Origin of the sequence: Microcoleus pseudofavosus SVA1_A4 (assembly GCF_036700565.1) — a bacterium.
Classification (GTDB): Bacteria; Cyanobacteriota; Cyanobacteriia; order Cyanobacteriales; family Microcoleaceae; genus Microcoleus.
Genome location: NZ_JAUBPE010000016.1, coordinates 1 through 23,398 on the forward strand (window position 1 = coordinate 1; position 23,398 = coordinate 23,398).

25 protein-coding genes and 1 pseudogene are annotated in these 23,398 nt (G+C 47.2%); 23 read left to right on the forward strand and 3 right to left on the reverse strand.

Annotated elements, in window-relative coordinates; translation table 11 throughout:
• From QUA02_RS09215 to folP, 8 genes and pseudogenes are all read left to right on the forward strand, one after another.
• A pseudogene (locus QUA02_RS09215) lies at nucleotides 1–132 on the forward strand (photosystem II D2 protein (photosystem q(a) protein)); the annotation flags it as partial.
• Nucleotides 133–284: 152 nt separating this feature from the next.
• On the forward strand, nucleotides 285–1,664 hold the full coding sequence (gene psbC, locus QUA02_RS09220; RefSeq protein WP_333026857.1) for a photosystem II reaction center protein CP43: 1,380 nt from the start codon (nucleotides 285–287) through the stop codon (nucleotides 1,662–1,664).
• A 218-nt stretch (nucleotides 1,665–1,882) separates the two neighbouring features.
• Nucleotides 1,883–2,212: a hypothetical protein gene (locus QUA02_RS09225; protein WP_333026858.1), complete on the forward strand. Its 330-nt coding sequence runs from the start codon at nucleotides 1,883–1,885 to the stop codon at nucleotides 2,210–2,212.
• Between the two features lie 191 nt (nucleotides 2,213–2,403).
• Nucleotides 2,404–2,892 carry a hypothetical protein gene (locus QUA02_RS09230; protein ID WP_333026859.1) on the forward strand — a complete coding sequence of 163 codons (489 nt, stop codon included), beginning with the start codon at nucleotides 2,404–2,406 and terminating at the stop codon, nucleotides 2,890–2,892.
• Nucleotides 2,893–3,006: 114 nt separating this feature from the next.
• The gene (locus QUA02_RS09235; protein WP_006633749.1) at nucleotides 3,007–3,192 is read left to right on the forward strand and encodes a PCP reductase family protein; all 186 of its coding nucleotides are present in this window, start codon (nucleotides 3,007–3,009) and stop codon (nucleotides 3,190–3,192) included.
• Between the two features lie 68 nt (nucleotides 3,193–3,260).
• The gene (tpiA, locus tag QUA02_RS09240; RefSeq protein WP_333026860.1) at nucleotides 3,261–3,986 is read left to right on the forward strand and encodes a triose-phosphate isomerase; all 726 of its coding nucleotides are present in this window, start codon (nucleotides 3,261–3,263) and stop codon (nucleotides 3,984–3,986) included.
• A gap of 119 nt (nucleotides 3,987–4,105) precedes the next feature.
• The gene (locus QUA02_RS09245; RefSeq protein WP_333026861.1) at nucleotides 4,106–4,666 is read left to right on the forward strand and encodes a Uma2 family endonuclease; all 561 of its coding nucleotides are present in this window, start codon (nucleotides 4,106–4,108) and stop codon (nucleotides 4,664–4,666) included.
• Nucleotides 4,667–4,759: 93 nt separating this feature from the next.
• Nucleotides 4,760–5,626 (forward strand): dihydropteroate synthase, encoded by an 867-nt coding sequence (folP, locus tag QUA02_RS09250; protein WP_333026863.1) that lies wholly within the window; start codon nucleotides 4,760–4,762, stop codon nucleotides 5,624–5,626.
• Here the strand turns inward: folP and QUA02_RS09255 are convergent.
• Nucleotides 5,617–6,456: an SPFH domain-containing protein gene (locus QUA02_RS09255; RefSeq protein ID WP_333026864.1), complete on the reverse strand. Its 840-nt coding sequence runs from the start codon at nucleotides 6,454–6,456 to the stop codon at nucleotides 5,617–5,619. The genes folP and QUA02_RS09255 overlap by 10 nt on opposite strands.
• 187 nt (nucleotides 6,457–6,643) lie before the next feature.
• Here QUA02_RS09255 and QUA02_RS09260 point away from each other — a divergent pair, with 187 nt between their 5' ends.
• The gene (locus QUA02_RS09260) at nucleotides 6,644–7,414 is read left to right on the forward strand and encodes a tetratricopeptide repeat protein (RefSeq protein WP_333026866.1); all 771 of its coding nucleotides are present in this window, start codon (nucleotides 6,644–6,646) and stop codon (nucleotides 7,412–7,414) included.
• A 96-nt stretch (nucleotides 7,415–7,510) separates the two neighbouring features.
• On the opposite strand, the gene aroB is transcribed toward QUA02_RS09260, so the two are convergent.
• Nucleotides 7,511–8,605, reverse strand: a complete 1,095-nt coding sequence (aroB, locus tag QUA02_RS09265; RefSeq protein WP_333026868.1) for a 3-dehydroquinate synthase — start codon at nucleotides 8,603–8,605, stop codon at nucleotides 7,511–7,513.
• A gap of 77 nt (nucleotides 8,606–8,682) precedes the next feature.
• On the opposite strand from aroB, the gene petL reads away from it, so the two are divergent.
• The 9 genes from petL to QUA02_RS09310 all read left to right on the forward strand — a co-directional run bounded on the left by petL (nucleotide 8,683) and on the right by QUA02_RS09310 (nucleotide 17,973).
• The gene (gene petL, locus QUA02_RS09270) at nucleotides 8,683–8,784 is read left to right on the forward strand and encodes a cytochrome b6-f complex subunit PetL (RefSeq protein ID WP_333026869.1); all 102 of its coding nucleotides are present in this window, start codon (nucleotides 8,683–8,685) and stop codon (nucleotides 8,782–8,784) included.
• A gap of 284 nt (nucleotides 8,785–9,068) precedes the next feature.
• Nucleotides 9,069–9,449 (forward strand): hypothetical protein, encoded by a 381-nt coding sequence (locus QUA02_RS09275; protein WP_333026870.1) that lies wholly within the window; start codon nucleotides 9,069–9,071, stop codon nucleotides 9,447–9,449.
• Between the two features lie 686 nt (nucleotides 9,450–10,135).
• The gene (locus tag QUA02_RS09280) at nucleotides 10,136–11,335 is read left to right on the forward strand and encodes an ABC transporter ATP-binding protein (RefSeq protein WP_333026871.1); all 1,200 of its coding nucleotides are present in this window, start codon (nucleotides 10,136–10,138) and stop codon (nucleotides 11,333–11,335) included.
• Between the two features lie 228 nt (nucleotides 11,336–11,563).
• Nucleotides 11,564–12,865, forward strand: coding sequence for an ABC transporter substrate-binding protein (locus tag QUA02_RS09285; RefSeq protein ID WP_333026872.1), 1,302 nt, complete (start codon nucleotides 11,564–11,566; stop codon nucleotides 12,863–12,865).
• 180 nt (nucleotides 12,866–13,045) lie between these two features.
• Entirely contained in the window at nucleotides 13,046–15,214 is a 2,169-nt protein-coding gene (locus tag QUA02_RS09290) for an iron uptake porin (protein ID WP_333026873.1), read from the forward strand.
• An 82-nt stretch (nucleotides 15,215–15,296) separates the two neighbouring features.
• Nucleotides 15,297–16,211, forward strand: coding sequence for an ABC transporter permease (locus tag QUA02_RS09295; protein WP_333026875.1), 915 nt, complete (start codon nucleotides 15,297–15,299; stop codon nucleotides 16,209–16,211).
• Nucleotides 16,212–16,218: 7 nt separating this feature from the next.
• A complete protein-coding gene (locus QUA02_RS09300; protein WP_333026876.1) occupies nucleotides 16,219–17,046 on the forward strand; it encodes an ABC transporter permease in 828 nt (275 codons plus the stop codon).
• 144 nt (nucleotides 17,047–17,190) lie between these two features.
• The gene (locus QUA02_RS09305) at nucleotides 17,191–17,391 is read left to right on the forward strand and encodes a hypothetical protein (RefSeq protein ID WP_333026877.1); all 201 of its coding nucleotides are present in this window, start codon (nucleotides 17,191–17,193) and stop codon (nucleotides 17,389–17,391) included.
• Entirely contained in the window at nucleotides 17,392–17,973 is a 582-nt protein-coding gene (locus tag QUA02_RS09310; protein ID WP_333026878.1) for a hypothetical protein, read from the forward strand.
• A 275-nt stretch (nucleotides 17,974–18,248) separates the two neighbouring features.
• On the opposite strand, the gene QUA02_RS09315 is transcribed toward QUA02_RS09310, so the two are convergent.
• Nucleotides 18,249–18,353, reverse strand: a complete 105-nt coding sequence (locus QUA02_RS09315) for a KTSC domain-containing protein (protein ID WP_333027014.1) — start codon at nucleotides 18,351–18,353, stop codon at nucleotides 18,249–18,251.
• Nucleotides 18,354–18,511: 158 nt separating this feature from the next.
• Here QUA02_RS09315 and QUA02_RS09320 point away from each other — a divergent pair, with 158 nt between their 5' ends.
• From QUA02_RS09320 to QUA02_RS09340, 5 genes are all read left to right on the forward strand, one after another.
• Nucleotides 18,512–19,102 carry a chromophore lyase CpcT/CpeT gene (locus QUA02_RS09320; protein WP_333026880.1) on the forward strand — a complete coding sequence of 197 codons (591 nt, stop codon included), beginning with the start codon at nucleotides 18,512–18,514 and terminating at the stop codon, nucleotides 19,100–19,102.
• A gap of 113 nt (nucleotides 19,103–19,215) precedes the next feature.
• On the forward strand, nucleotides 19,216–20,364 hold the full coding sequence (locus QUA02_RS09325) for an NAD-dependent epimerase/dehydratase family protein (protein WP_333026881.1): 1,149 nt from the start codon (nucleotides 19,216–19,218) through the stop codon (nucleotides 20,362–20,364).
• Nucleotides 20,365–20,606: 242 nt separating this feature from the next.
• Nucleotides 20,607–20,741 (forward strand): hypothetical protein, encoded by a 135-nt coding sequence (locus QUA02_RS09330; RefSeq protein WP_333026882.1) that lies wholly within the window; start codon nucleotides 20,607–20,609, stop codon nucleotides 20,739–20,741.
• A gap of 178 nt (nucleotides 20,742–20,919) precedes the next feature.
• The gene (locus QUA02_RS09335) at nucleotides 20,920–21,558 is read left to right on the forward strand and encodes a DUF4291 domain-containing protein (protein WP_333026884.1); all 639 of its coding nucleotides are present in this window, start codon (nucleotides 20,920–20,922) and stop codon (nucleotides 21,556–21,558) included.
• Between the two features lie 10 nt (nucleotides 21,559–21,568).
• Nucleotides 21,569–22,702 (forward strand): glycosyltransferase, encoded by a 1,134-nt coding sequence (locus QUA02_RS09340; protein WP_333026885.1) that lies wholly within the window; start codon nucleotides 21,569–21,571, stop codon nucleotides 22,700–22,702.
• The last annotated feature ends 696 nt before the right edge of the window (nucleotides 22,703–23,398 follow it).

Sequence of the window (23,398 nt, forward strand, 5' to 3'; positions counted from 1 at the left end):
GAGTTTGAAACGTTCTACACTAAGAACATTCTGCTTAACGAAGGCATTCGTGCTTGGATGGCTCCTACCGACCAACCTCACGAAAACTTCATCTTCCCTGAAGAAGTTCTGCCTCGCGGTAACGCACTTTAAAAAAATCAGGATTTGGATTTCAGATGAATTTTTTTAAATTGAAATTGAAATCCAAATCCCTATTCCCCGGGGCAGGCGCGGTGATACCGTGCCCTACTAGGGAACAAAAAAACCCAAAATCCAAAATCTAAAATCGTTGGAGGTTCTACCGGGTGGTAACGCTCTCTAATTCCTACGCAAGCGGTCGCGACCAAGAATCCTCCGGGTTCGCTTGGTGGTCTGGCAACGCTCGTTTAATCAATCTCTCTGGCAAACTGCTGGGCGCACACGTCGCTCACGCTGGCTTGATCGTGTTCTGGGCCGGTGCAATGACTTTGTTTGAAGTCGCTCACTTTATCCCAGAAAAGCCCATGTACGAACAGGGCTTAATTTTGATGCCCCACGTCGCTACTTTGGGTTGGGGCGTCGGCCCCGGCGGTGAAGTTACGGATATCTTCCCGTTCTTCGTAGTCGGCGTTCTTCACCTGATTTCATCTGCTGTTCTCGGTTTGGGCGGCATTTATCACGCCGTTCGCGGCCCAGAAGTTCTCGAAGAATACTCTTCTTTCTTCGGCTACGACTGGAAAGACAAGAACCAGATGACCAACATCATCGGCTATCACCTAATTTTGTTGGGTGGCGGTTGCTTGCTGCTGGTGGCTAAGGCCATGTTCTTCGGCGGTGTCTACGACACTTGGGCTCCCGGCGGCGGCGACGTGCGTATTATCACGAACCCCACTCTCAACCCGGCTGTGATTTTTGGCTACTTGGTTCGCTCTCCTTTTGGTGGCGAAGGCTGGATTGTCAGCGTCAACAACATGGAAGATATCATCGGCGGTCACATCTGGCTTGGCCTGATTTGTATCGCTGGCGGTGTTTGGCACATTTTGACCAAGCCTTTCGGCTGGGCTCGCCGCGCCTTAATCTGGTCTGGCGAAGCTTACCTGTCTTACAGCTTGGGCGCTTTGTCCCTGATGGGATTCATCGCTTGCTGCTTTGTCTGGTTCAACAACACTGCTTACCCCAGCGAATTCTACGGCCCGACGGGCCCGGAAGCTTCTCAAGCGCAAGCTTTGACCTTCCTGATCCGCGACCAACGCTTGGGTGCTAACGTCGGTTCTGCACAAGGCCCCACCGGTCTGGGTAAGTACCTGATGCGCTCTCCTACTGGCGAAATCATTTTCGGCGGTGAAACGATGCGTTTCTGGGATTTCCAAGGCCCTTGGTTGGAACCCTTGCGCGGTACTAACGGTTTGGACTTGAACAAAATCAAGAACGACATTCAGCCTTGGCAAGCTCGCCGCGCTGCTGAGTACATGACTCACGCTCCTTTGGGTTCTCTGAACTCTGTGGGCGGCTTGGCAACTGAAGTTAACGCGTTTAACTTTACGTCACCTCGTTCTTGGCTGGCCTGTTTCCACTTTGTGATGGGTTTCTTCTTCTTGGTCGGCCACTTGTGGCACGCGGGTCGCGCTCGCGCGGCTGTCGCTGGCTTTGAGAAGGGTATCGATCGCGAAAATGAACCGGTACTTTCTATGCCAAACTTAGACTAATCGATCGAATTTATTTCTGATTTGATTGTCTAATCGAAAAAGGCTCCTGCTTAACGGCGGGAGCTTTTTTTACTGCTGATTAACTCAGATTATGACTATTAAAAATAGCAGCTATACTATAATCACTTGGAAACAGTAAATTAAGTTGAGAGAGGTCACTTACTATGGAAGTAGCAATGCCTGATGTTTTTCAAAGCTTTCAAAAAACAAAATGATTTTTGACGGAACAAGTCGGAAAAGCAGTTAATTCTGCTTCAGACGCAACAGCCCAAGCTAAATCTTCTCTTTCTGAAACTGCTGACAAGGCAAAAGAAGCTCTCACTCAAACTACTAATTCTGCCCTCAATGCTGTTAATCAAGCTACGAACAATGCTTTAGGTACTGTAGCCGAGAAAACAGAAAAAGCGAGGATTTCTGTATCTGAACTCGCCAATCAAGCAGTTAGTCGCGTTAGTGAAACTACCAACAAAGCTGTTGATGCTGTTTCTCACTCGGCGGCAACTGCTAAAGAAACTATTAATCAAACTACTAAGCTGTTACGCATTTAAACCATTAACGATCCAGGTAAGGTGCGTCAGCTAGAACGCTTACTATACATGGGAAACGCTTCTTTACTGACGCACCCTACTATCCTCCTTTAAATGCCGAACAGCTTAACTCTGCTGTCAATACTCTGAATCAAACAACTAGCCAAGCTGTAGAGAGTGTAAATCAAGCTACAGAAAAGGCTAAGATATCATTGGAAGATAGCATTCACAAGGCGGGAAATATGAGCGATGTCGCTTCAAATGCCATTCAAAGTGCTATCAATGGTACTGTTAAAGATTGGATTGATTCTCACCCGGTAGTCTTCTGGTTGGTGAGTAACCCGCTGATATCTTTAGCAATGTTGCTGATATTTATATTGAGTATCTTAGGTTTATTACAGACTTTAGGTAGCTTGTTTGCACAAGGATGGTTATTTATTCTGCCAAGCCCTGTAAAATTTATGCAAGGGGTTTTGAGTGTCGGCTCTAAATCTGTAAGTAATGCCGGCGGAGTGGCTGTAAACTCATTGGTTTCAAAGAATCCCGAAGACAAAAATAATTCAGCTTTACAATTGAGGGGAGTTGAATCAAACAGTTGGGAGTCTCAGGAACGAATTGCTAATATTTTGACAAGGTTGGAGGCAATTCGACAAGAGCAGAATCAGCTTTTACAAGAAGCGTCCGCTATTTTAGGCAAGTAATTTAATGGAGAGTGAGAACGTGTGGCCCGATCGCACTTATGGTAAATTTAATACATCCAAGCTTTCCATCAAAGCCAGATCAATAAAGGATTTTAGTCGATCGCTCAATACGCCATGCCCGATTCCGAATTTTCCGACGATCTAAAATGGACGCCAGAAGCCAAAGCGAAGCTGAAAAATATTCCCTATTTTGTCCGGGGACAAGCTCGCGTCCGCATCGAGCAGTTGGCCCGCGAAGCCGAAACCGAAGTCGTCACAGTTGACTTAGTTGAGCAAGCTCGCATCGAGTTTGGGCAATAAGGGATCGAAATGTACCCTAAAGCTTTAGACTATTAATTGCGTTGTAAGGACAAGGACTTAAAGAAATAGTGCGCAAAATAGTTATAGCTGGCAACTGGAAAATGTACAAAACTAGGGCAGAATCCCTAGAGTTTCTTCAAGGATTCATGTCCTGCCTGACGGAAACCCCAGAGGAACGGGAAGTCGTGCTTTGCGTTCCCTTCACTTCCTTGGCTGTCCTCTCGAAAAATTTGCACGGCAGCCGGATCAGACTCGGTGCTCAGAACGTTCACTGGCAAGAGTCTGGAGCTTTTACTGGGGAAATTTCCGGGCCAATGCTCAGTGAACTTGGTGTCCGCTATGTCATCGTAGGGCACAGCGAACGGCGCCAATATTTTGGGGAAACTGACGAAACGGTGAATTTGCGGCTGAAAGCTGCTCAGAAATACGATTTAATTCCGATTCTGTGCGTTGGGGAAACCAAGCAGCAGCGAGATGCAGGGGAAACTGAATCTCACATTTTTTCTCAGTTGGAAAAAGATTTGGTTGGGGTTGACCAGCAGAAATTGGTAATTGCTTACGAGCCTATTTGGGCGATCGGCACTGGCGATACTTGCGAAACGAAGGAAGCTAACCGAGTGATTGGTTTGATTCGCAGTAAATTGACTAATCCTGACGTGCCAATTCAGTACGGCGGCTCTGTTAAACCGGAGAATATTGATGAAGTCATGGCTCAGCCGGAGATTGACGGGGTTTTGGTTGGTGGTGCGAGTTTGGAAGCTGCGAGTTTCGATCGCATTGTCAATTATCAGTAATAGGGAATTGCTAATAGGTAATTGCTAATTGGTAAGTGGAACAAGGGCAGCGGGAATTAAACACCTCTCGCGTACAATTGTGATGTGTTCAGTGTTTCTCCGATCTGGAGAATTAACCTATGACTGCGATCGTTAAACCCAAACCCGCCTTAGACGAGTTTCTCAAACTTCCTGAAACTGAACCTGCCTCAGAATTTCTTGACGGAGAAATCATTCAGAAGCCGATGCCTCAAGGTGAACACAGCGTACTTCAAGGTGAACTCTGCAAAACTATCAATCAAGTAGCGAAAACTCGGAAAATTGCCAATGCTTTTCCCGAGTTGCGCTGCACTTTTGGCGGGGCATCAATCGTGCCAGATGTAGCAGTATTCCGATGGGAAAGAATTCCTTTTTTGCCGTCTGGTAGAATTGCTAACCGCTTTGACATTAATCCCGACTGGTCGATAGAAATTCTCTCTCCAAACCAAAGCCAAACAAAAGTGCTGAGTAACTTACTCCACTGTTCGCGAAACGGCACTGAGTTGGGGTGGTTACTAGATCCAGAAGAAGAGAGTATTTTGGCGGTATTTCCAGGACAAAAAGTAGAACTGTACAAAGGTGCAGCTCGGTTGCCAATAATTGATAAAATTGAATTAGAATTGACAGTGGACACTGTTTTTAGCTGGTTAAGTTTTGGTTGAATTAAGAATGGCGCTTCTGCTTTATTCTTGCGTCTTTTAGAGAGGGATTTCGTTTGACAAGAAGCGATTTCAATCGCCGAGTGATGAGGTGATATGATAAATAACCAAAAAATTACACTTAGAAATAAAGCTTTCGAGTGGGGAAAACGCACTTATTTAATGGGCGTTTTGAATGTTACCCCTGACAGTTTTAGCGACGGCGGAGATTTCAATACTATAGAATCTGCTTTATTGCAAGCGGAAAATATGGTAAAATCGGGGGTAGATATTATTGATATTGGCGGTCAATCTACTCGGCCCGGTGCAGCGGAAATCTCCTTTGAAGAGGAGATAGATCGCGTTATACCTCTCGTACAGATACTGCGGCAAAAAGCCGAGATTTTTGGCTCAGTTCCTATTTCGGTCGATACTACCAGAGCGCAGGTTGCGAAAGCTGCGGTTGAGGCGGGAGCTGATATAATTAACGATATTTCGGGAGCAACTTTTGACTCTAAAATGCTGTCAACGGTTGCTGAGTTAAAAGTGCCAATAATTTTGATGCACATTCGGGGAACTCCCCAGACGATGCAAAAACTCACAGATTATCGCGATTTAATTGGGGAAATTAGGGAATTTTTAGAGAGTCGAATTGCGGCGGCAGTTGCTGCGGGAATTGACAAATCTCAAATTATTCTCGACCCCGGTATTGGCTTTGCTAAGAATTACACCCAAAACTTGGCAATTCTGCGCGAGTTACCAAAGTTTCGTGTTTTAAACTGTCCGATTTTAGTCGGAGTATCGCGCAAAAGCTTCATCGGTCACATTTTGAATCAGCCAGAAGCCAAACAAAGAATTTGGGGGACAGCGGCGGCTTGTACAAGTGCGATCGCAAATTCAGCAGATATATTGCGCGTTCACGATGTCAGAGAAATGCGCGATGTCTCTCAGGTAGCCGACGCCATCTTCCGATATCAGTCTTGAGAAGTTTGAGTCTCGATAACTTTCATTTCCCCGCCGCCATCTCCCGGAGAGATATCAGGGATAGACTCCATCAAATTGTTGAGGGCCTCTGACATATTTCTCGGGTCCATAAACAGAATTTTGGCATTGTCGCTTTCACCCAATTTTTGTTGAGCGTCTAAGTATTTTTCGGTTACTAAGTAATTCAAAACTTGCTTGCTATTCGGATGGGAGTCTAAAGCTTCAACTAACAGCCTCATGTACTCCTTAGTGCCGATCGCCTTATTGACCATTGCTTGCCACTCGCTCTTAGTGGCGCGCTCCAATTCCATAGCTTCTTGCACCCTTTTCGGAGGTGTAATGCTTTGAATTTCAACGCGAATTACTTTCACACCCCAAGTTTCGGTAGCTTCGTCCAATTTCTTGAGTAACTTCTTATTCATGTCATCTCGGGAACCCAAGATGTCTTGCATTGGCAATCGACCAATTTCAGCGCGAAACGTTGTTAAAACTAAGTTGGCGATCGCATTTTCAATTTGATCGATTCCATAATAAGCTTTCTGTAAATTCACAACCCGCCAATACACCACGGCATCGACTTCTAGAGCCACATTATCTCCCGTGATTGCTGACTGAGGTTTAATATCTAAAACTCTTTCACGGCTTGTGTCCACGCAGACGACTTTTTCGACCAGGGGACTGATAAAGTGAAATCCGGGCTTGAGGGTGCGCTTGTATTGACCCAAACGTTCCACTAAAGCTTCGTCGCCGCCGCTGACTATTTTGACGCTGGAGTTAACAGCGTAGCCGAGGATGAGCGCAAAGAGCATGGTAAGAATAGACTGCCCCATTTCTATTTTCCTGCTAAGGTTGACTGAGAATCGATCGCGAATCTACTCTAATTTAACTCAAACTCGGCCCCACAGTGCTAAAATATCTCGACTGTCAATAACTATCTCATCGGGTAGTCCCTATCTGCTCGGACTCTCACGGCGCTAGTGAAACCCAGGATATCAACAACACGTTTCCACAAAAGACATGAAAAACGATCGAGAGTTTCGCTTGTTCAAACCTTTGAAGTGGATCGCCCCAAGCATTTTGGTGGGTGCAGGAATCTGCAATGCCGCAGCGGCCCAACCGGCCGGGGCTGAGACAATCGCCCTGCAACTCTCGCAAAACTTGCAGTCGCAGAACTTGCAGCCACCGCGCCGAGGGCCGGCAGTTCGGGAAGTTATGTCCTACGAAATGAAGGGAGACGAACTCAGGATTTGCAAGCAGCAAGGCAACTCCGAGAAAAAATGCGAAGTTGTAGGTAAAGGCTACACGCTGGGTTTGAGAACTGCCAACGACCTTTACGGTCAAGGAAATGCTGTCAATGCCGAAGCTTTGTACCGGCAACTAATTGCTCGCTATCCCAAACAAGCAGATGCTTATTACAAGTTGGGAACTATGCTGTCGGGGCAAGGTAAAATGAGCGATGCGATCGTTCTATTCCAAAAAGCAATTGAAGTCAACCCTCAGCACGCCAAAGCTCACAACGATTTAGGCGTGGCGATGGCAAGTCAGGGGCAGTTGCCCGAGGCAATTGTTCAGTGGAGACAAGCAGTTAAAATTAACAGCCAATATCCCGATGCTTTAAACAATTTAGGAGTCGGTTTGTACCAGCAAGGAGACAAGGAAAACCAAGCGGAGGCAGTAGCCAGCCTCACAAAAGCTAAGGAGTTATTTATCAAGCAAGGCAGAACTCAATCGGCTAACAGAGTCGATAAAATTTTGGAGGAAATTAATTCGCAGTCGAGCGGCTCCTAAACTCAACCGCCGATCGGACATTGAAACAAAAAACACCTTGAGCGATCGGCGTTAATGGGCGTTCACCGGCGGTTAAAAACCCCCAAAAACGAGAATTTAAAGCATTTCCTTCAAAACTTGTAAAATCAAATCTCCATCCACCCGATCGCTCACAGCAGCCTCACCCAAGCGCACCGGCAGCACAAACCGCACCTTGCCATCCTGCACCTTCTTATCGAGTTGCAAAGTATGCAAAATCTCCTCAACATCTACACCTGCGGGCAATTTGGCAGGTAAACCCGCTTTTTCAATCAAAGCAGACTGGCGGCGATCGCACTCAGCATCCCACATTCCCAACTCCACAGCCAATCGGCTTGAGGCAGCCATGCCGATTGCGACTCCTTCCCCGTGATTGATCACCTTGTAATTGGTCAAACTTTCCACAGCATGACCGATGGTGTGCCCGTAATTCAAAATCGCCCGCAAACCCGATTCCTTCTCGTCTTTGCTTACCACCTCAGCCTTAGCTTGGCAAGACCTACTCAAAATTTCAGCCAGCAAATCCGCCTTCACATAGCGCATTTGATCCAAACGCTTGCAATTCTCCAACTTCCCAAAAAGTTCAGCATCCCAAATCACCCCGTACTTAATCACTTCCGCCATCGCCGAACGAAACTCCCTCGCCGGCAGAGTTTTGAGTACATCCGGGTCAATCAACACCAAGCGCGGCTGGTGAAAAGCCCCGATTAAATTCTTCCCTAAAGGATGGTTCACCCCCGTTTTGCCGCCAATAGCAGCATCAACCATCGCCAGCAGCGAAGTCGGAACCTGCACGACATTAATTCCCCGCAGCCAAGTCGCCGCAGCAAAACCCGTCATATCCCCAACCACCCCGCCGCCCAAAGCCACCATTGTCGAGGAACGTTCTAAACGGTTTGCCAAAGCCGCACCGTAAATTTTCTGCACCGAATTTAAAGTTTTGTACTGTTCTCCCGGTGGTAAAATGCAGCTACTGACTTCCAGACCGGCCGATTCGAGGGCTGCTGTTGCTCTTTCGCCGTAGTGCCGAAAAATCGACTGATTCGACACCAGCAGCACTTTTTTGCCCAAACTCAGATCGCCCATCAGACTGCCGAGTGCGTCTAAACCGCCCGATCGCACGCAAACATTGTAAGATTGTGGCCCCAAGTCAACTTTAATTATGGATTGCATATTTATCTACTTTAGATATTAGATTTTCGATTATAGTTCTTATAGGTCTTTTTATTAGTTGTTTTGGAGAAATTGCAATGACTCTTAGCGGAGCAATAACTTATTTTGGGATTTTCGGCGGCATGGTCGGCTTGGCGACAGTGCTGATGTTTGGTCTGCGGGCTGTCAAACTCATCTAATTTGCTAATTTAGATGTCATAACCAGAGTATTTAATCTCTGGCAAAAGTAACATTTGGGCGAAGTATTTGCGCGAAAAATCTCTGATTAAACCTGTGGATTTACCGCGCAAGTGCTTTGTTTCATAAAACTTGATGCTACAATTGGCTAATTTAATATTTGATCCAAAATAATTTGGTTAATGCTTCAATCTAAAATCTAAAATCTAAAATCTAAAATCTAAAATCTAAAATTTAAAATCGCTCGATTCCCCAATTATCTAGAAGATGAGGAGGAAAATTAATTATGCGGAAATATATCATTTTTAAGGCTCAATCTATGTCAGCAGAAGGCTGGGAAAATAGAATGTTGGCTCACACTGGGGCAACGACTGATATTCTCTGCGAGTATTGCGATTCCTCTGAGGAACCTCTACCTCAACCCGGAAATCGTCCCTACGAGTTTTACCGGATTGAAAAGTTCGACGATCCGCAATTCCCCGACAGCGATACTCACTACCGAGTCGGAGATTGGCAAGTTGTAAGGGTTGAACAATACCCAACTGCGGAACCAGGAAGCAACTACGATCTGATTGCTGTCTGTTATTGTCAGTACGCACCTAAACCCAGTCCTAGAAATGCCCGTTCCGAGTGCTCGCATTTCTATCGACTCGTTTGGAGGAGATGAGGCAGCTTATCAGCAATATGTTGAGAGTAACGCTAAATCTGAGGTTTATTCGCCTTGACGATGAGAAGTTGCGATCGCTGATTATTCTTTACTAAAATTCATAACTCTCTGAAGTCATATCATTTCAGGTTGTATCGGAATAATATATTTAGACGATATAGCGTGCGAGCGTCCACAGCGAACTAACCAAATCGCTCTTGGGGACGCTCCCACTATATAATTCCAAGGCCACCGGATTTGATATCAGTTATACAAATCCATTGAGCCTGATGCGATCGCCCTCATTGTCCCCACGCTCTCGATCGAAATCGCCCAATAGTATCTATAAACACTTTTTTGATATCTCAAGTCGTGTACTGTATACAACCATCGTCCGCAATCTAGCATTTCACCAAACCAAATCTCACGGGTCAGAGTTATTTCAGACTACTTGGTCAAGCTCCCTTGGCAAAGCAGTAATTTACAGATTGTATCTTTCATGCCCGTTTTTGAAACTTCTTTGGGTCTATATAGTTTACTATTCAGCTTAACGAGAAATCACCCAAGATCGTATTGACAAACCCGCAGAGGTTCTTTAGTAAACCTTCGTGAGGCACTGTTCCAACTAGCTTAAAGCATTCAGATATCTTCTTCACTCTCATTCATCAAGTTCCATAACACTCATTTCTGTTCATGCAGGAGCAACCATGCAAATTGACACTGGAAGAAAAACCGTTGGAGCAAACAGAACTACCCCATCTTCTGCCACCAATATCCAACAAGCTTTGGCGCAAGCCGCCGCAGGGGTATCTCTACGATCCGTCACCAAAAAGTACGGTTCCGTGACAGCAGTTGAAAACATCACGCTCGATATTCCTGCAGGCAAATACTGCTGTCTTCTGGGCCCCAGCGGTTGCGGTAAAACTACAGTTCTGAGAATGATTGCCGGACACGAAGACATCAGCAGCGGAGATGTTCTGATCGGCGACAAGCGCGTCAACGATTTGCCAGCAGCCAAACGCAACACCTCCATGATGTTCCAAAGCTACGCCCTGTTTCCTCACAAAACCATTTGGGAAAACATTGAATTTGGTCTGAAAATGCAGAACGTGCCGGATGCAGAACGTCGTGTCCGGGTAGGAGAGATGCTGGAAACGATCGGGCTGAGCCACACGAGCGATCGCAAACCGACCCAACTCAGCGGCGGACAGCAACAGCGGATTGCTCTAGCACGAGCGCTCGTCACCCGCCCCCAAGTGCTAATGCTGGATGAACCCCTCAGCGCATTAGATGAAAACCTGCGGGTGCGAATGCGAACCGAACTCCGCAAAATTCAAAAGCAATTCGGCTTGACCTTCATTCAGGTGACACACCACGTTGAAGAAGCCTTTTCCCTGTCTGACATCGTGGTCGTGATGACCCACGGACGGCTGGATCAAGTTGCCACTCCAGATCAATTGTACGATCGTCCCGGCTCTCAGTTTGTGGCCAAATTCATGGGCGACAACAATATATTCAGCGGCAAAGTCAAAAATGCGGTCAGTGACGGTGAGTTGGATGTGGTGCAGTTAGAAGTAGAGGGTTTCGGCGTCCTTTACTGCCGAGGCTACTCCAGCCCTGTCGGTACAGAAGCTGCTTGTTCGGTTCGTCCTGACTTGCTCCTTGTGGAGGCTTACAACCCCGATGTTCCAGTCACATCAACCCTGGCAGGAAACCAAGTAGTCGCCCGCATCACCGCCGTAGAAATGACCGGATACGTGACGCGAGTTTCGTTAATGGCGGAAGCAACCGGACAAGAACTGCTCTATAAAGCTCGCACGAATGACTGGAACCGTAATTCCCTGAGCGAAGGGCAGTTAGTTGTCCTCAGTTGGTCAAAAGATGATTGCGTTTTTCTGCCCTATTAGAACCGCATTCAATAGATGTCTTCTCACACCCGATGATTAATCCTGTAGTCCTGGACGCACGAGTGTTTAGAAACCGGGTTAGATGGACGAAAAGACGCATTGCAGACCGCAGATTCGGTTAAAAACCCGGTTTCTTGGCCCCCATGCGTCCAGGACTTTCCTGTTTGCTGCTTCGTTTCGCAGACTTTTTTTAGTTAGATTTATCGTGTTTTGTGAGGATCAATAGCCATGTCAAAGATCGGTCGCCGTCAAGTAATCAGAACCGGACTAGCTGCTGGAGCAATGGTTGCCGCCGCAAGTTGCAGTCCCAAGAAAGAAGCCACGACCGGGACTGCACCGGGGGTGATTACCAATTCACTTAAAGATGTCACCCTGCGGTTTATTGGCACTGGAGCAGCTCAAAGTAAAGAAATTAAAGCTCAAGCCGAAAAGGATTTGGGATTTAAGATTCAATTGCGGGCGCTGGGCACAGAAGAAAATAGTCAAATCGCCATTACTCAGCCCAAGCAATACGACATTTTTGATGGTGAATATTTCAGTTTACCATTGGTCTTTCCCTCCGGGAATCTGCAACCACTTGAGGTGAAGAAAATCAAAAACTGGGACAAAATTGTTTCCTATTTCACAACAGGTAAGTTTGCCGAAGGTGCGAAGGTGAACAATTCCCAGGGAACAGCTCCCTTCAAAGTAATGTATGTCAAAGGTAAAGACTCGAAAGAGTTTTCACCCACGCCTACGGATTGGGCAACGTTGATTCCGTTTCAATACAATGCTGATAGTTTGGGCTACCGACCTGACCTGACTGGCAAGAAAATTGAATCCTGGGCAGAACTGCTCGATCCGAAATACAAAGGCAAAACTGCACTGCTGGATATTCCGTCGATCGGGATTATGGATGCGGCAATGGTATTAGAAGCAGCAGGAATCATGAAGTTCGGCGACAAGGGCAACATGACCAAAGAAGAACTCGATAAAGTCACAGCCAAGCTGATCGAACTCAAGAAGGATGGGCAGTTCCGGGCTTTTTGGAAAAATTTTGATGAGTCCGTCAACCTGATGTCATCTGGGGAAGTGGCGCTGCAATCGATGTGGTCGCCTGCGGTGACTGCTGTGAAAGCACGGGGAATTAACTGTGTCTATGCCCCACTCAAGGAAGGGTATCGCGGCTGGGGCGGTGGCATTGGACTCTCTAAAAACCTACAGGGTATTGCTCTGGATGCCGCATACGAGTATCTCAACTGGATGTTGGATGGTTGGCTGGGAGCCTTTTTAGCTCGCCAGGGGTATTACAGTGCCGCACCAGAAACCGCCCGCAAGTTTATGAAGCCGGAGGAGTGGGATTTCTGGTACGAAGGCAAGCCCGCGACAGCAGACATCATCGATCCCTTTGGTAAAAAGATTGAATCGAAGGGCGCAGTGCGAGATGGTGGTTCCTTTCAGGAACGCTTTGCCAATATTGTTTGCTGGAACTCAGTGATGCAAGAGCAAACCTACTTGGTTCAGAAGTGGAACGAGTTTGTCGCATCTTAAACCGCTCGATCGGGATTGGGTGTCAGGTTTCGGGTGCTGGGCAAGGGCGCGATCGCACGGCCGATGATCGGTGGCAGAGTCTTTCACACCGCTCACCTAGAACCTAAAACCCGAGCCTTCGCAGTTAGCTTTGCGCGACTATTCCGTTGAAATGTGTTTCATAGTGGTGAGGAGTTGAAGATGTTGGTGTTATTCAAAAGCGTCCTGGGACGCGGTTCGATTGTCTTTGGATTGCTGCTGCTGTTTGCTCAAGCGGCAAGGGCGACTGAATCGCTGCCAGAATCGCGATCGCCCGATAACGTTGAGTCGATCGCCCCCGACCACCTCCCCCAGTCTGCCGAGTCGCCGATCGTCCCCGAACAAGGCGTGCTGCCTCAAAACAGCGAAGCCCAAACCGCTGAGGTTTCTGCACCCGCCTCTTCAGCGGATAACGATACGGCTGCTTCCCCAAAGGTGGCGAGGGCGACTGAATCGTTGCCTGAAGCGTCATTATTGGGCGATCGCCCCCTTTCGGTAGCAGACAACAACCCCCTGTCTGCCGAGTCGCCGATCGTCCCCCAACCAGGGCTGCTGCCTCCAAACAGCGAGGCCGAGACTGCTGAGGTTTCTGCACCCGCGCCATCAGCGGATAACGATACGGCTGATTCCCCAAAGGTGGCGAGGGCGACTGAATCGTTGCCTGAAGCGTCATTATTGCGCGATCGCCCCCTTTCGGTAGCAGACAACAACCCCCTGTCTGCCGAGTCGCCGATCGTCCCCCAACCAGGGCTGCTGCCTCAAAAAAGCGATGTCCAAACCGCTGAGGTTACTGCACCCGCGCCATCAACAACGGGTAACAATACGGTTGATTCCCTGCCACAGATTCAAGACTATGCGCTGGAAAACAGCCTTCAAGGTCAGGTAACATCGGTTTCCCAGCTTTCAGATGTCAAGCCGACAGATTGGGCCTTTCAGGCATTGCAATCCCTGGTCGAGCGCTACGGTTGCATCGCTGGTTATCCCGATGGAACCTATCGAGGCAACCGCGCCCTGACGCGCTTCGAGTTCGCCGCTGGCTTAAACGCCTGTCTCGACCGGGTGACTGAACTCATTACTACTGGCACCGCCAACTTGGCGAACAAAGAAGACCTAGTAATTCTGCAAAAACTGCAAGAAGAATTTGCCGCTGAACTAGCAACCCTGCGGGGGCGAGTCGATGCGTTGGAAGCCCGCACTGCAAATCTAGAAAGCAATCAGTTCTCGACTACAACCAAACTGAATGGGTATGTTTTGTTCAACTTGGTAAATGCCTTTGGCGCGGACAAAAAGGCGGATGGTTCGGGGCGAGATGTGGACGATGGCACTATTTTCTCCGATCGGGTGCGTCTGATTCTGACCAGCAGTTTCACCGGCAAAGATAAGCTGATTATCCGACTGCAAGCCGGCAATACGCCGAGTTTTGCCGATGCGACTGGCACAAGAATGGCGAATCTGGCGTTTCAGGATGGCGGCGGTAATTCGCTGAAAGTTAACCAGCTTGAGTATCGCTTTCCGTTGGGCGATCGGGGCACCTTTTTCTTAGAAGCCATAGGCTTCCTGGATTTATTCGTCCCGACATTGCACCCGCTAGACGGCGATTACGATACGGTGCTGACTGGATTTGCCCTCCGCAGTCCCATTTACTTTCCCAGCGGGCTTTCTGGGGCGGGCTTTAACTACAACCTCACCGACAAAATCAACATTGGCGGCGGTTATTTGGCAGGAACCCCCACAGCCAACAATCCCAGTCAGGGACAAGGATTGTTCAACGGCCCCTACGGTGCGTTGGCTCAGGTCACATTTCGACCTACGTCTCAGGCAGCCATTGCCTTCACTTACCTGAACGCCTACGACGATGGCAACATCAATGCACCTGCAGGGGGGTACTTTGGCAGCAAAAATGCCACTCAACCCTTTGGAACAGATAACGCCCTGACGCATGGCTACGGAGTAGAAGCACAGTATGCCTTCAGTCCTAAATTTATCCTGAGTGGCTGGTACTATCTGGCCAACACGACTTCTAAGTCGGGGGTGACGAAAGGTGCCGATGCCACCGTTCAATCCTGGGCGGTCGCGCTGGCTTTTCCCGATTTATTGAAAGAAGGCAACTTAGGCGGCATTACGTTGGGTATGCCTTCTAAAGTCACCAGCAACGATGTTAGTTTGTTTGAGGATAGAAGCACCTCCTTCATGGTGGATGCGTTCTATAGGTATCAAATCAATGACTTTATTGCGGTTACACCCGGTCTGGTAATGATTACAAATCCCGACCACAATAGTGGAAACGATACGGTGTTTATCGGTGTAATTAGAACCAGCTTCAGTTTCTAGCACTTTCAATTTCTAACGATCGCCTGCGGGTAAACGCGCACTCTTTGTGTTTACCCCCCTTTACCTAACCTGGAGAAAGCTTATGACAGCAACTCAAAATCTCCCAACATCTTCACCGCCAGTCCGTCCCAGTCGAGCTAAGCCGTTCAACTGGAAAGCAGTTCAACCCTACTTGCTGGTATCACCGCAAACGCTGGTGCTGCTGCTATTTTTGGTATTGCCGATCGCTGCAATTATTACCGTCAGCTTCTGGAACTTCAACGGATATTCGATGGTGCCCGGCTTTACGCTGGCAAATTACATCACGGTTTTTACCTCCAAAGTCACAGTCGCAACTTATCTCAATACCTTTAAGTTTGCGGCAATTGTTTGGTTGATTTGTTTGCTGATTAGTTATCCCGTTGCCTACTTTCTATCGTTTCACGTTCAGAACTCAAAATGGCAAACGATTCTGTTTTTGATTTGCACTGTGCCATTTCTGACATCGAATATTATTCGGATGATTTCCTGGATTCCATTTTTAGGACGGGAAGGGCTGCTCAACCAGGCATTGATGGGATTGCACCTCACCGATAAGCCGATTGAAATGTTTCTGTTCTCCGACTTTTCGGTGATTTTAGCGATGGTGCATCTCTATGCCCTGTTTATGGTGGCACCGATTTTCAACAGCATGATGCGAATCGATCGAGCGCTGGTTTCTGCGGCTGAAGATGCAGGCGCTTCGCCCTTTCAAGTTCAGAAAGAAATCATTTTGCCGCTGTCGGCGTCGGGAATTGCGATCGGCACTATTTTTATCATCACGTTGGTGATGGGAGAATTCGCCACGGTGCGGCTGATGGGCGGCGGACAGGTTGCCTCGGTAGGAAACTTGATTAAAAACCAGATCGGTAGTTTGCAATATCCCCTCGCGGCCGCGAATGCAGTGATTCTGCTGATTGTTACCCTAATTATGGTGTCTGCTATTTTGCGCGTTGTCGATATTCGTAAAGAACTGTAGAGGAATTATGGAAGGGAAAAAACGCCCGCTATCCTATTACTTTCTGGCTGCTTTCTTTGGACTGTTTGTTTTGTTTCTGTACGGCCCGATGTCCGCCGTTTTTATCCTGTCATTGCAAGGCCCTGAAGGCAATTTAACCTTTCCCATGAAAGGGTTTAGCTTGATGTGGATGCAATCGGTATTTGAAGAACAGCGGGTAGGAAACTTTACCGATGCCTTCTGGCGATCGCTGTGGTTGGGATTGATTGTTATGGTGTTGACCGTCATCACCAGCGTCATGTCAGGGATGGCATTTCGCAGCCGATTCAAAGGAGCGAATTTGATTTTTTACCTCACCATTTCTAGCCTGATTGTTCCCAGTATTTTGATTTCGTTAGGGATTGCGGTTGTATTCAACTTAGCGGGTTTAGAAAACGCCTGGTATACCTCAGCGTTAGGAGCTCATCTCACCTGGACTATACCGTTTGCGTTCTTAATTATGCTGGGGATTTTCGGGCGGTTTAATCCAGCTTATGAAGAAGCTTCCCGCGACTTGGGTGCAAACGATGTCACCACATTTTGGCAAATTGTTTTTCCTCTGATTGCCTCTAGTGTAATTGGGGTGGCGTTCCTGAGTTTTACGTTGTCCTACGATGAATTCACGCGCACTTCTCTGGCATCGGGAGACACTAATACTCTGCCCCTAGAAATCTTTGGAATGACTACCAACGTCACGTCTCCTGCCCTATACGCTTTGGGTACTCTGACAACTATTTTCTCCTTTGCATTGATTGGATTTGCTTTATTTGCGATCGCTTATCTGTCAAATCATCAGAGCAAGCCCAAGCGCGAGTAGACACCAAATCGTAGTGACGCACCCCCTTGATGATGCCGCAAAAGTGCGTCGCTACCGATTTTTTGTATCAGGATCAGAATTGTCGATGGCGACGCACCCTACTTTTGCGCTTGGCATCGGGGCTAGGGTGAGGAAATTCTGGGGATGTTTGGAGAGTGGGGTGCGGGTTTTGCTAGCGGTGTATCGAATGGTTTTTTAGCGGAACGATTGTATTATTCAGATTTTGGTAATAGAATCAAACAATCCCAGTCAAATATTCAAAAAATCTCAGGTGCTGAAATTTTAGATAACGTTCAGAAATTATTTAATGATGCAGGCCTTAACGTAGGAGTAAAACATATTTAAATGGTAACTTCCGATCGAGAAATAAAAGCCTTTTTTGAAGATACAATATTTGACATAGATGACGACGATGAAATCGATACTTTCTTTAATAATTATTCGGATCGTAAAGTAATTCAATGCTTATTTGATAAGTTAAAGTCTTTATCTACTGAAAGATATAGCGATGAACCTTCATGGCTATTAGGAGGAATTTTTGGGCGTATTTCAAATAAATACTCTGTTGACACACAATTATTTCCCTTGTTATATACTGGTACCCTTGTTGAAAAACAAGTATTCTTGAATTTTTTATCAGGGTATGTTGGTAGTGCAGAACCTGATGTTGAGATCGTAGTGAAAATCGCAGAAGACATTGCATATATAATTGCTAATCCTGATGATTTAAAATGGGATATAGAGACAATAGATTTAGGAATTGAAGCAGTTTCTCTTGCTTATTTAGATAATAAACAGTTATTTCATGTGGATAAAATAATCGGAAATAAACTCATACAAATGTTAAAAGTTTTTAAGGCATATCTATCGAATTTTCTTCCTAAATCTCAAGCTTACCAGTTACTTTTAAGACATTTTCCTGAGTAGCCCTCTTCTACAGAAAGGAAGATTAAGTATAAATCAATATGGTTTACATAAGAACAATTTAACTTCCTTTTATAGGTCTGTATCTTCCATAGAGCAGTTGTTATTCGTATAAAAGCTCGCATCCATATATTGTTAATCGTGAGACATTAGCTGAGTGCGTAGGTTGGGCACGAGTCAACGAACCCTCCGTTTCACTCCGCCCAACATTTTCGCTACAATTTTCCTTAACTGAACCGTATTGGCATATAACTACCTTTTGAGTCAGATGCCATCAATTATAAGTATACCGTTTTTGGAACTTCCAAGTATCGATATATCTTGCCGCTATTCAAAAGAACTTCCAAAGTGGAAGTTCTTTCGTCATAAGCCACAGCTTGGATAGTGCTAAATTAAACTAATTCTAGTTTCATGGTAATTCTGCAATCCATTTCTCTAAATATTTATAGCCGATCGCCCGCAAAGAGGCCACCCTTTCCCCTAAAATAAATTTTACTCGCCTCCCCAATCTAAAATCTAAAATCCAAAATCGAAAATCGAAATGACTCATTCCACCGATATCGTCACCCTCGCCCGCTGGATGGCCGCCGACTTCAGCAACCAAGCCCAAGCATTTGAAAACCCGCCCTTCTTCGCCCATATTCGCGTCTGCATGAGACCTTTGCCAGTCGAAGTTCTCGACGGGATCAGCTTGTACCTAGAACAAGCCTACGATATCGAACTGCACGTACCGTACCGAGTCCGAGTGCTAAAATTAGTGCCGGTGGGCGATCGAATCGACATCGAAAATTATGCCATAGAAAACGAAGAACAATTCTACGGCGCTGCCCGCGACCCGCAACGGCTGCAAGAAATCAAAAAAGCACAACTGACACTGCTTCCCGGCTGCACCTTTATTACGCAGTGGACGGGCAACAGCTTCAAAGGGTCTGTCGAACCCGGAAAAGGCTGCATGGTGGTCAGAAAGGGCAAAAAAACTTATCTAGACAGCGAATTCGAGATTGACCAAGACAAATTTATTAGCCACGATCGCGGGCGCGACCCAGAAACCGACGCCCACGTCTGGGGAGCCCAGGCCGGCCCCTTTGAATTCACCCGCCGCGCCAGTTTCGCCGACGAAATTCAGGTTTAATACAAAAAAACTGATTCCCTCTTGGGCGAACACGCTTGATTAAAGGTTCAGAATGCACCATTACCTGGTACATTAACCCAGTATTGGCAAGCAAGATTCACCGTTGTTGTTTTATGAAAGTCCTGGTTATTGGTGGCGATGGCTATTGCGGTTGGGCAACCGCACTCTACCTTTCAAACAAAGGTTACGAAGTTGGCATCCTCGACAGTTTCGTCCGGCGGCACTGGGATCTGGAACTGTGCAGCGACACCCTCACTCCCATTGCACCGATTCAGCAACGACTCCAGCGATGGCAAGATTTAACGGGCAAGTCGATCGAGTTGTTCGTCGGTGACATCACCAACTACGATTTTCTCAGCAAAAGCATGAGAAAATTTGCACCAGAGGCTGTAGTCCATTTCGGCGAACAGCGTTCGGCACCTTTCTCGATGATCGATCGCGAACACGCAGTGCTCACCCAAGTTAATAACGTAGTTGGGACACTGAATCTGCTGTACGCCATCCGCGAAGATTTCCCCGACTGTCACTTGGTGAAATTGGGGACAATGGGCGAATACGGCACGCCGAATATTGACATCGAAGAAGGCTACATTACGATCGAACACAACGGCCGCAAGGATACACTACCCTATCCCAAACAGCCTGGAAGTTTTTATCACCTTTCCAAAGTCCACGATTCCCACAATATCCATTTTGCCTGCAAAATCTGGGGTCTAAGAGCCACCGACTTAAATCAGGGCGTCGTCTACGGCGTACTCACAGATGAAACCGGCATGGACGAACTGCTAATCAACCGTTTGGACTACGACGGAGTATTCGGGACAGCATTGAACCGATTTTGCATTCAAGCTGCGATCGGTCATCCTCTGACAGTTTACGGAACTGGCGGACAAACCCGCAGTTTCTTAGACATTCGGGATACCGTGCGGTGCGTGGAATTGGCGATCGCCAACCCCGCCGAAGCCGGACAATTCCGAGTCTTCAACCAATTCACCGAACTATTCAGCGTCGGCGACTTAGCCTCATTGGTGCAAAAAGCAGGCACGGCAATGGGATTAAAAGTAGAAATCAACAACATCGAAAATCCCAGAGTCGAGAAAGAAGAACATTATTTCAATGCCAAAAACACCAACTTGCTAGACCTCGGCTTGCAACCGCACTACCTCTCAGATTCCCTGCTCGATTCTCTGCTGAATTTTGCCACAAAATATCAGCACCGCGTCGATAAAAATCAGATTTTGCCGAAGGTTTCTTGGAAGTAAGTTCTGGTATCTACCTGCGGGGTAAGAGATTTTTTAACGAACCGCGAAGGCGCGAAGGGCGCGAAGTAAGATAAAAATAGGGAAGAGAGGAGAAATGTTTGCAAGTTCTGAATCAATTTCGGTGTAGATTACTTTTTTCATATCTATCTTTTTTTATCTTTTGCTCTGTGTTCTCTGCGTCCTCTGCGCTTAATTGAAAAATGGCATAAGGTTTTTACTGCTGGCTGTTTGGGAATAAAGCCGTGAAAAGTCGAATTCTCATTCTGTTGTTTTTGGTGGTTCTGCCTGGATTTTTAGCTAGTGCAGTTTGTGCTTATTATTTAATACCGGAATGGGCTGCACTAACGGCGAGCAATCAAAATTACCGCGCTCGTTAGCCAAGAGTCTTCTGTTGCGGAAAAAGAAATCTTAATTGCCAAAACAGCACAGGAAATTCACCGAATTAATTGCTTTGCTGAAGGTGTGGGGTTACTTTTAGGTGGGATAATTGTATTTATCGGAATTTACGGAGTTTGTACCTTACCGTTAGAAAAAAATCGCTCGTAATTAGTGGCAATGAATCTGCGAACCGAACCATACTTAAACCAGGCAAGTAAATGGCCGAAAACAGGTCGTCACATTCTGGCACAATTTGACGAAAATACCGTTGTAGTGTACCAAGCTTACCGTCCGGCGATCGGTCTTTTTGCAGCGGAACAAGGTTATTTCGGTGGGGAATTCAGTCTGAATCGTATGAGTTGGATTAAGCCAAACTTCCTATGGATGATGTATCGATCGGAATGGGGAACAAAACCCGGACAAGAAGTAATTCTGGCTATTTGGTTGAAGCGATCGGCTTTTAACGAAATTTTAGCATCTGCTGTCCATTCCAATTTCGTTCCAGCAGTGTATGGCAGCGAAAAAGAATGGCAACAAGCTGTTAAAAATTCGGCTGTACGGCTGCAATGGGATCCGGACCATCACCCAAATGGATCGAAAATGGATCGGCGCGCAATTCAACTCGGTTTGCGCGGCAGTGTTTTAGCCAGTTACGCGCGAGAATGGATTGTTAATATCGAGGATATTTCCCAATTCGTACAGCAACAGCGTCAATATAACGGAGGCGATAGCACGCAATTACTGACTCCTTGTGAGACAGTGTATCCTGTCATCGACCCCGACATCTCCCAGAGGCTAGGATTATCGGCTCTCTAAGTAACTTACTATGAAAATTGCTCTTTTCACTGAAACATTTCTGCCGAAAATAGATGGCATTGTGACGCGCCTGATTCACACTGTAGATCACTTGCAGCGATCGGGCGAACAAGTTCTGATATTTTCTCCAGATTACGGGATTAAAGAATACAAAGGCGCCCGAGTTTACGGTGTGGAGGGTTTGCCTTTGCCGATGTACCCGGAACTGAAAATGGCACTTCCTTCTCCGGCTGTCGGTCGCCAATTACAGCAGTTTAAACCGGATATTATTCACGTTGTCAATCCCGCTATTTTGGGATTGGGCGGTATATATTACGGCAAAAAGTTGAACATTCCGATTTTGGCTTCTTACCACACGCATTTGCCGAAATATTTGCACCATTACGGTTTTGGAGTGCTCGAACCTTTATTGTGGGAATTGCTCAAAGGTGCCCACAACCAAGCAGAATTAAATCTGTGTACTTCTACAGCAATGGTGGAGGAATTGAGAACCCACGGCATTGAGCGAGTAGATTTGTGGCAGCGGGGCGTAGATACTGAAATGTTTGTCCCCGAATTAGCAAGTCGAGAAATGCGATCGCGCCTTTCGGAAAATAACCCAGACAGTCCCCTGCTGCTGTACGTCGGCCGCCTCGGTGCAGAAAAAGAAATCGAACGCATCAAACCAGTCCTCGCAGCCATTCCCGACGCCCGCCTCGCCCTAGTGGGAGACGGCCCGCACCGCCAAACCCTCGAACAATATTTTGCCGGCACCCCTACCAATTTTGTCGGCTACCTCAAGGGGCAAGAATTGGCTTCTGCTTACGCATCTGCCGATGCCTTCATTTTTCCGTCGAGCACCGAAACCCTGGGCTTGGTGCTCCTAGAAGCAATGGCTGCGGGGACTCCCGTAGTGGCGGCGCGCAGTGGTGGAATTCCCGATATTGTCACTGACGGCGTTAACGGATATTTATTTGACCCCGCCGACGAAGCAGGAGCCCTAGCTGCCACAAAGCGTCTGTTTGCGAATCCCGAAGAACGGGAAACCCTGCGCCAAAACGCTCGCCGAGAAGCTGAACGCTGGGGTTGGGCCGCCGCCGCCGCACAACTGCGGCGCTACTATCAATCGGTGGTATTTGCCCAGTCCATGCCCTCGGCTGCCTAAATGGCATAAGCTGTCGCGCCTTTAAACAGATATTGTGTGGTTTCTGTTTTGTAGGGTGCGTCGCTGTTCCATGTGAGCGTGGAACTTGCAGATCGCCCGTGGGCGACGCACCTTACTTACTACACAGATTGTCTGTACCACATAATACATGGAATACGCTGTAGCTTTGCTCGCCCAACCGTCAGTTTCTAGCAAAAACGCGCTTCCTCAAAAACCGATCGAACTTTTTGCTACTTAGATAACCGTAGCTATCCTGCTGTTGCATTTACCATTAGACTATGAGTAGCTTTGTAAATGCCTCGCACACGCGACATAATAGCGCCCTTCACCAGACCGGATACGGTCGCCGAGTGCGCTAAAACAGTCACACCGCGCAGCAGCCGAGCACATAGCGTCAAATCTACATGGCCGGCGCTCGATCGAACGAAAGCCTGCGAGCTAATTTTCAGGCTGGCAGTGTTCCGAACTCAAGTTAAGGTTTAATTGACGAACCCTCATCAGTATCGAGGTTGTAAACAAAACAATCGATCGAGCATACATAACAAGCAAACTCAAGTTGCGTCCGCCAGTTTTGAACTCACGATTCATCAAAGCGACAACCGAGTGGCGGCTTGAAAAGCAAACAACTTAAATAGTTTGCACCGCCGCAGAATCTCTTCCCCGATCGACCTGCGGGTCAGCCTACCCCTCTGAGCA

Bases quoted from the DNA above. Each gene is read 5' to 3' on its own strand.
- QUA02_RS09295 (WP_333026875.1), top strand. From the start codon at position 15,297: ATGACAGCAACTCAAAATCTCCCAACATCTTCACCGCCAGTCCGTCCC.
- QUA02_RS09275 (WP_333026870.1), top strand. From the start codon at position 9,069: ATGCGGAAATATATCATTTTTAAGGCTCAATCTATGTCAGCAGAAGGC.
- QUA02_RS09285 (WP_333026872.1), top strand. From the start codon at position 11,564: ATGTCAAAGATCGGTCGCCGTCAAGTAATCAGAACCGGACTAGCTGCT.
- QUA02_RS09300 (WP_333026876.1), top strand. From the start codon at position 16,219: ATGGAAGGGAAAAAACGCCCGCTATCCTATTACTTTCTGGCTGCTTTC.
- aroB (WP_333026868.1), bottom strand. From the start codon at position 8,605: ATGCAATCCATAATTAAAGTTGACTTGGGGCCACAATCTTACAATGTT.
- QUA02_RS09255 (WP_333026864.1), bottom strand. From the start codon at position 6,456: ATGGGGCAGTCTATTCTTACCATGCTCTTTGCGCTCATCCTCGGCTAC.
- folP (WP_333026863.1), top strand. From the start codon at position 4,760: ATGATAAATAACCAAAAAATTACACTTAGAAATAAAGCTTTCGAGTGG.
- QUA02_RS09335 (WP_333026884.1), top strand. From the start codon at position 20,920: ATGAATCTGCGAACCGAACCATACTTAAACCAGGCAAGTAAATGGCCG.
- QUA02_RS09310 (WP_333026878.1), top strand. From the start codon at position 17,392: ATGGTAACTTCCGATCGAGAAATAAAAGCCTTTTTTGAAGATACAATA.
- QUA02_RS09260 (WP_333026866.1), top strand. From the start codon at position 6,644: ATGAAAAACGATCGAGAGTTTCGCTTGTTCAAACCTTTGAAGTGGATC.
- QUA02_RS09320 (WP_333026880.1), top strand. From the start codon at position 18,512: ATGACTCATTCCACCGATATCGTCACCCTCGCCCGCTGGATGGCCGCC.
- QUA02_RS09280 (WP_333026871.1), top strand. From the start codon at position 10,136: ATGCAAATTGACACTGGAAGAAAAACCGTTGGAGCAAACAGAACTACC.
- QUA02_RS09290 (WP_333026873.1), top strand. From the start codon at position 13,046: ATGTTGGTGTTATTCAAAAGCGTCCTGGGACGCGGTTCGATTGTCTTT.
- QUA02_RS09235 (WP_006633749.1), top strand. From the start codon at position 3,007: ATGCCCGATTCCGAATTTTCCGACGATCTAAAATGGACGCCAGAAGCC.
- QUA02_RS09305 (WP_333026877.1), top strand. From the start codon at position 17,191: ATGTTTGGAGAGTGGGGTGCGGGTTTTGCTAGCGGTGTATCGAATGGT.
- QUA02_RS09340 (WP_333026885.1), top strand. From the start codon at position 21,569: ATGAAAATTGCTCTTTTCACTGAAACATTTCTGCCGAAAATAGATGGC.
- QUA02_RS09325 (WP_333026881.1), top strand. From the start codon at position 19,216: ATGAAAGTCCTGGTTATTGGTGGCGATGGCTATTGCGGTTGGGCAACC.
- QUA02_RS09245 (WP_333026861.1), top strand. From the start codon at position 4,106: ATGACTGCGATCGTTAAACCCAAACCCGCCTTAGACGAGTTTCTCAAA.
- petL (WP_333026869.1), top strand. From the start codon at position 8,683: ATGACTCTTAGCGGAGCAATAACTTATTTTGGGATTTTCGGCGGCATG.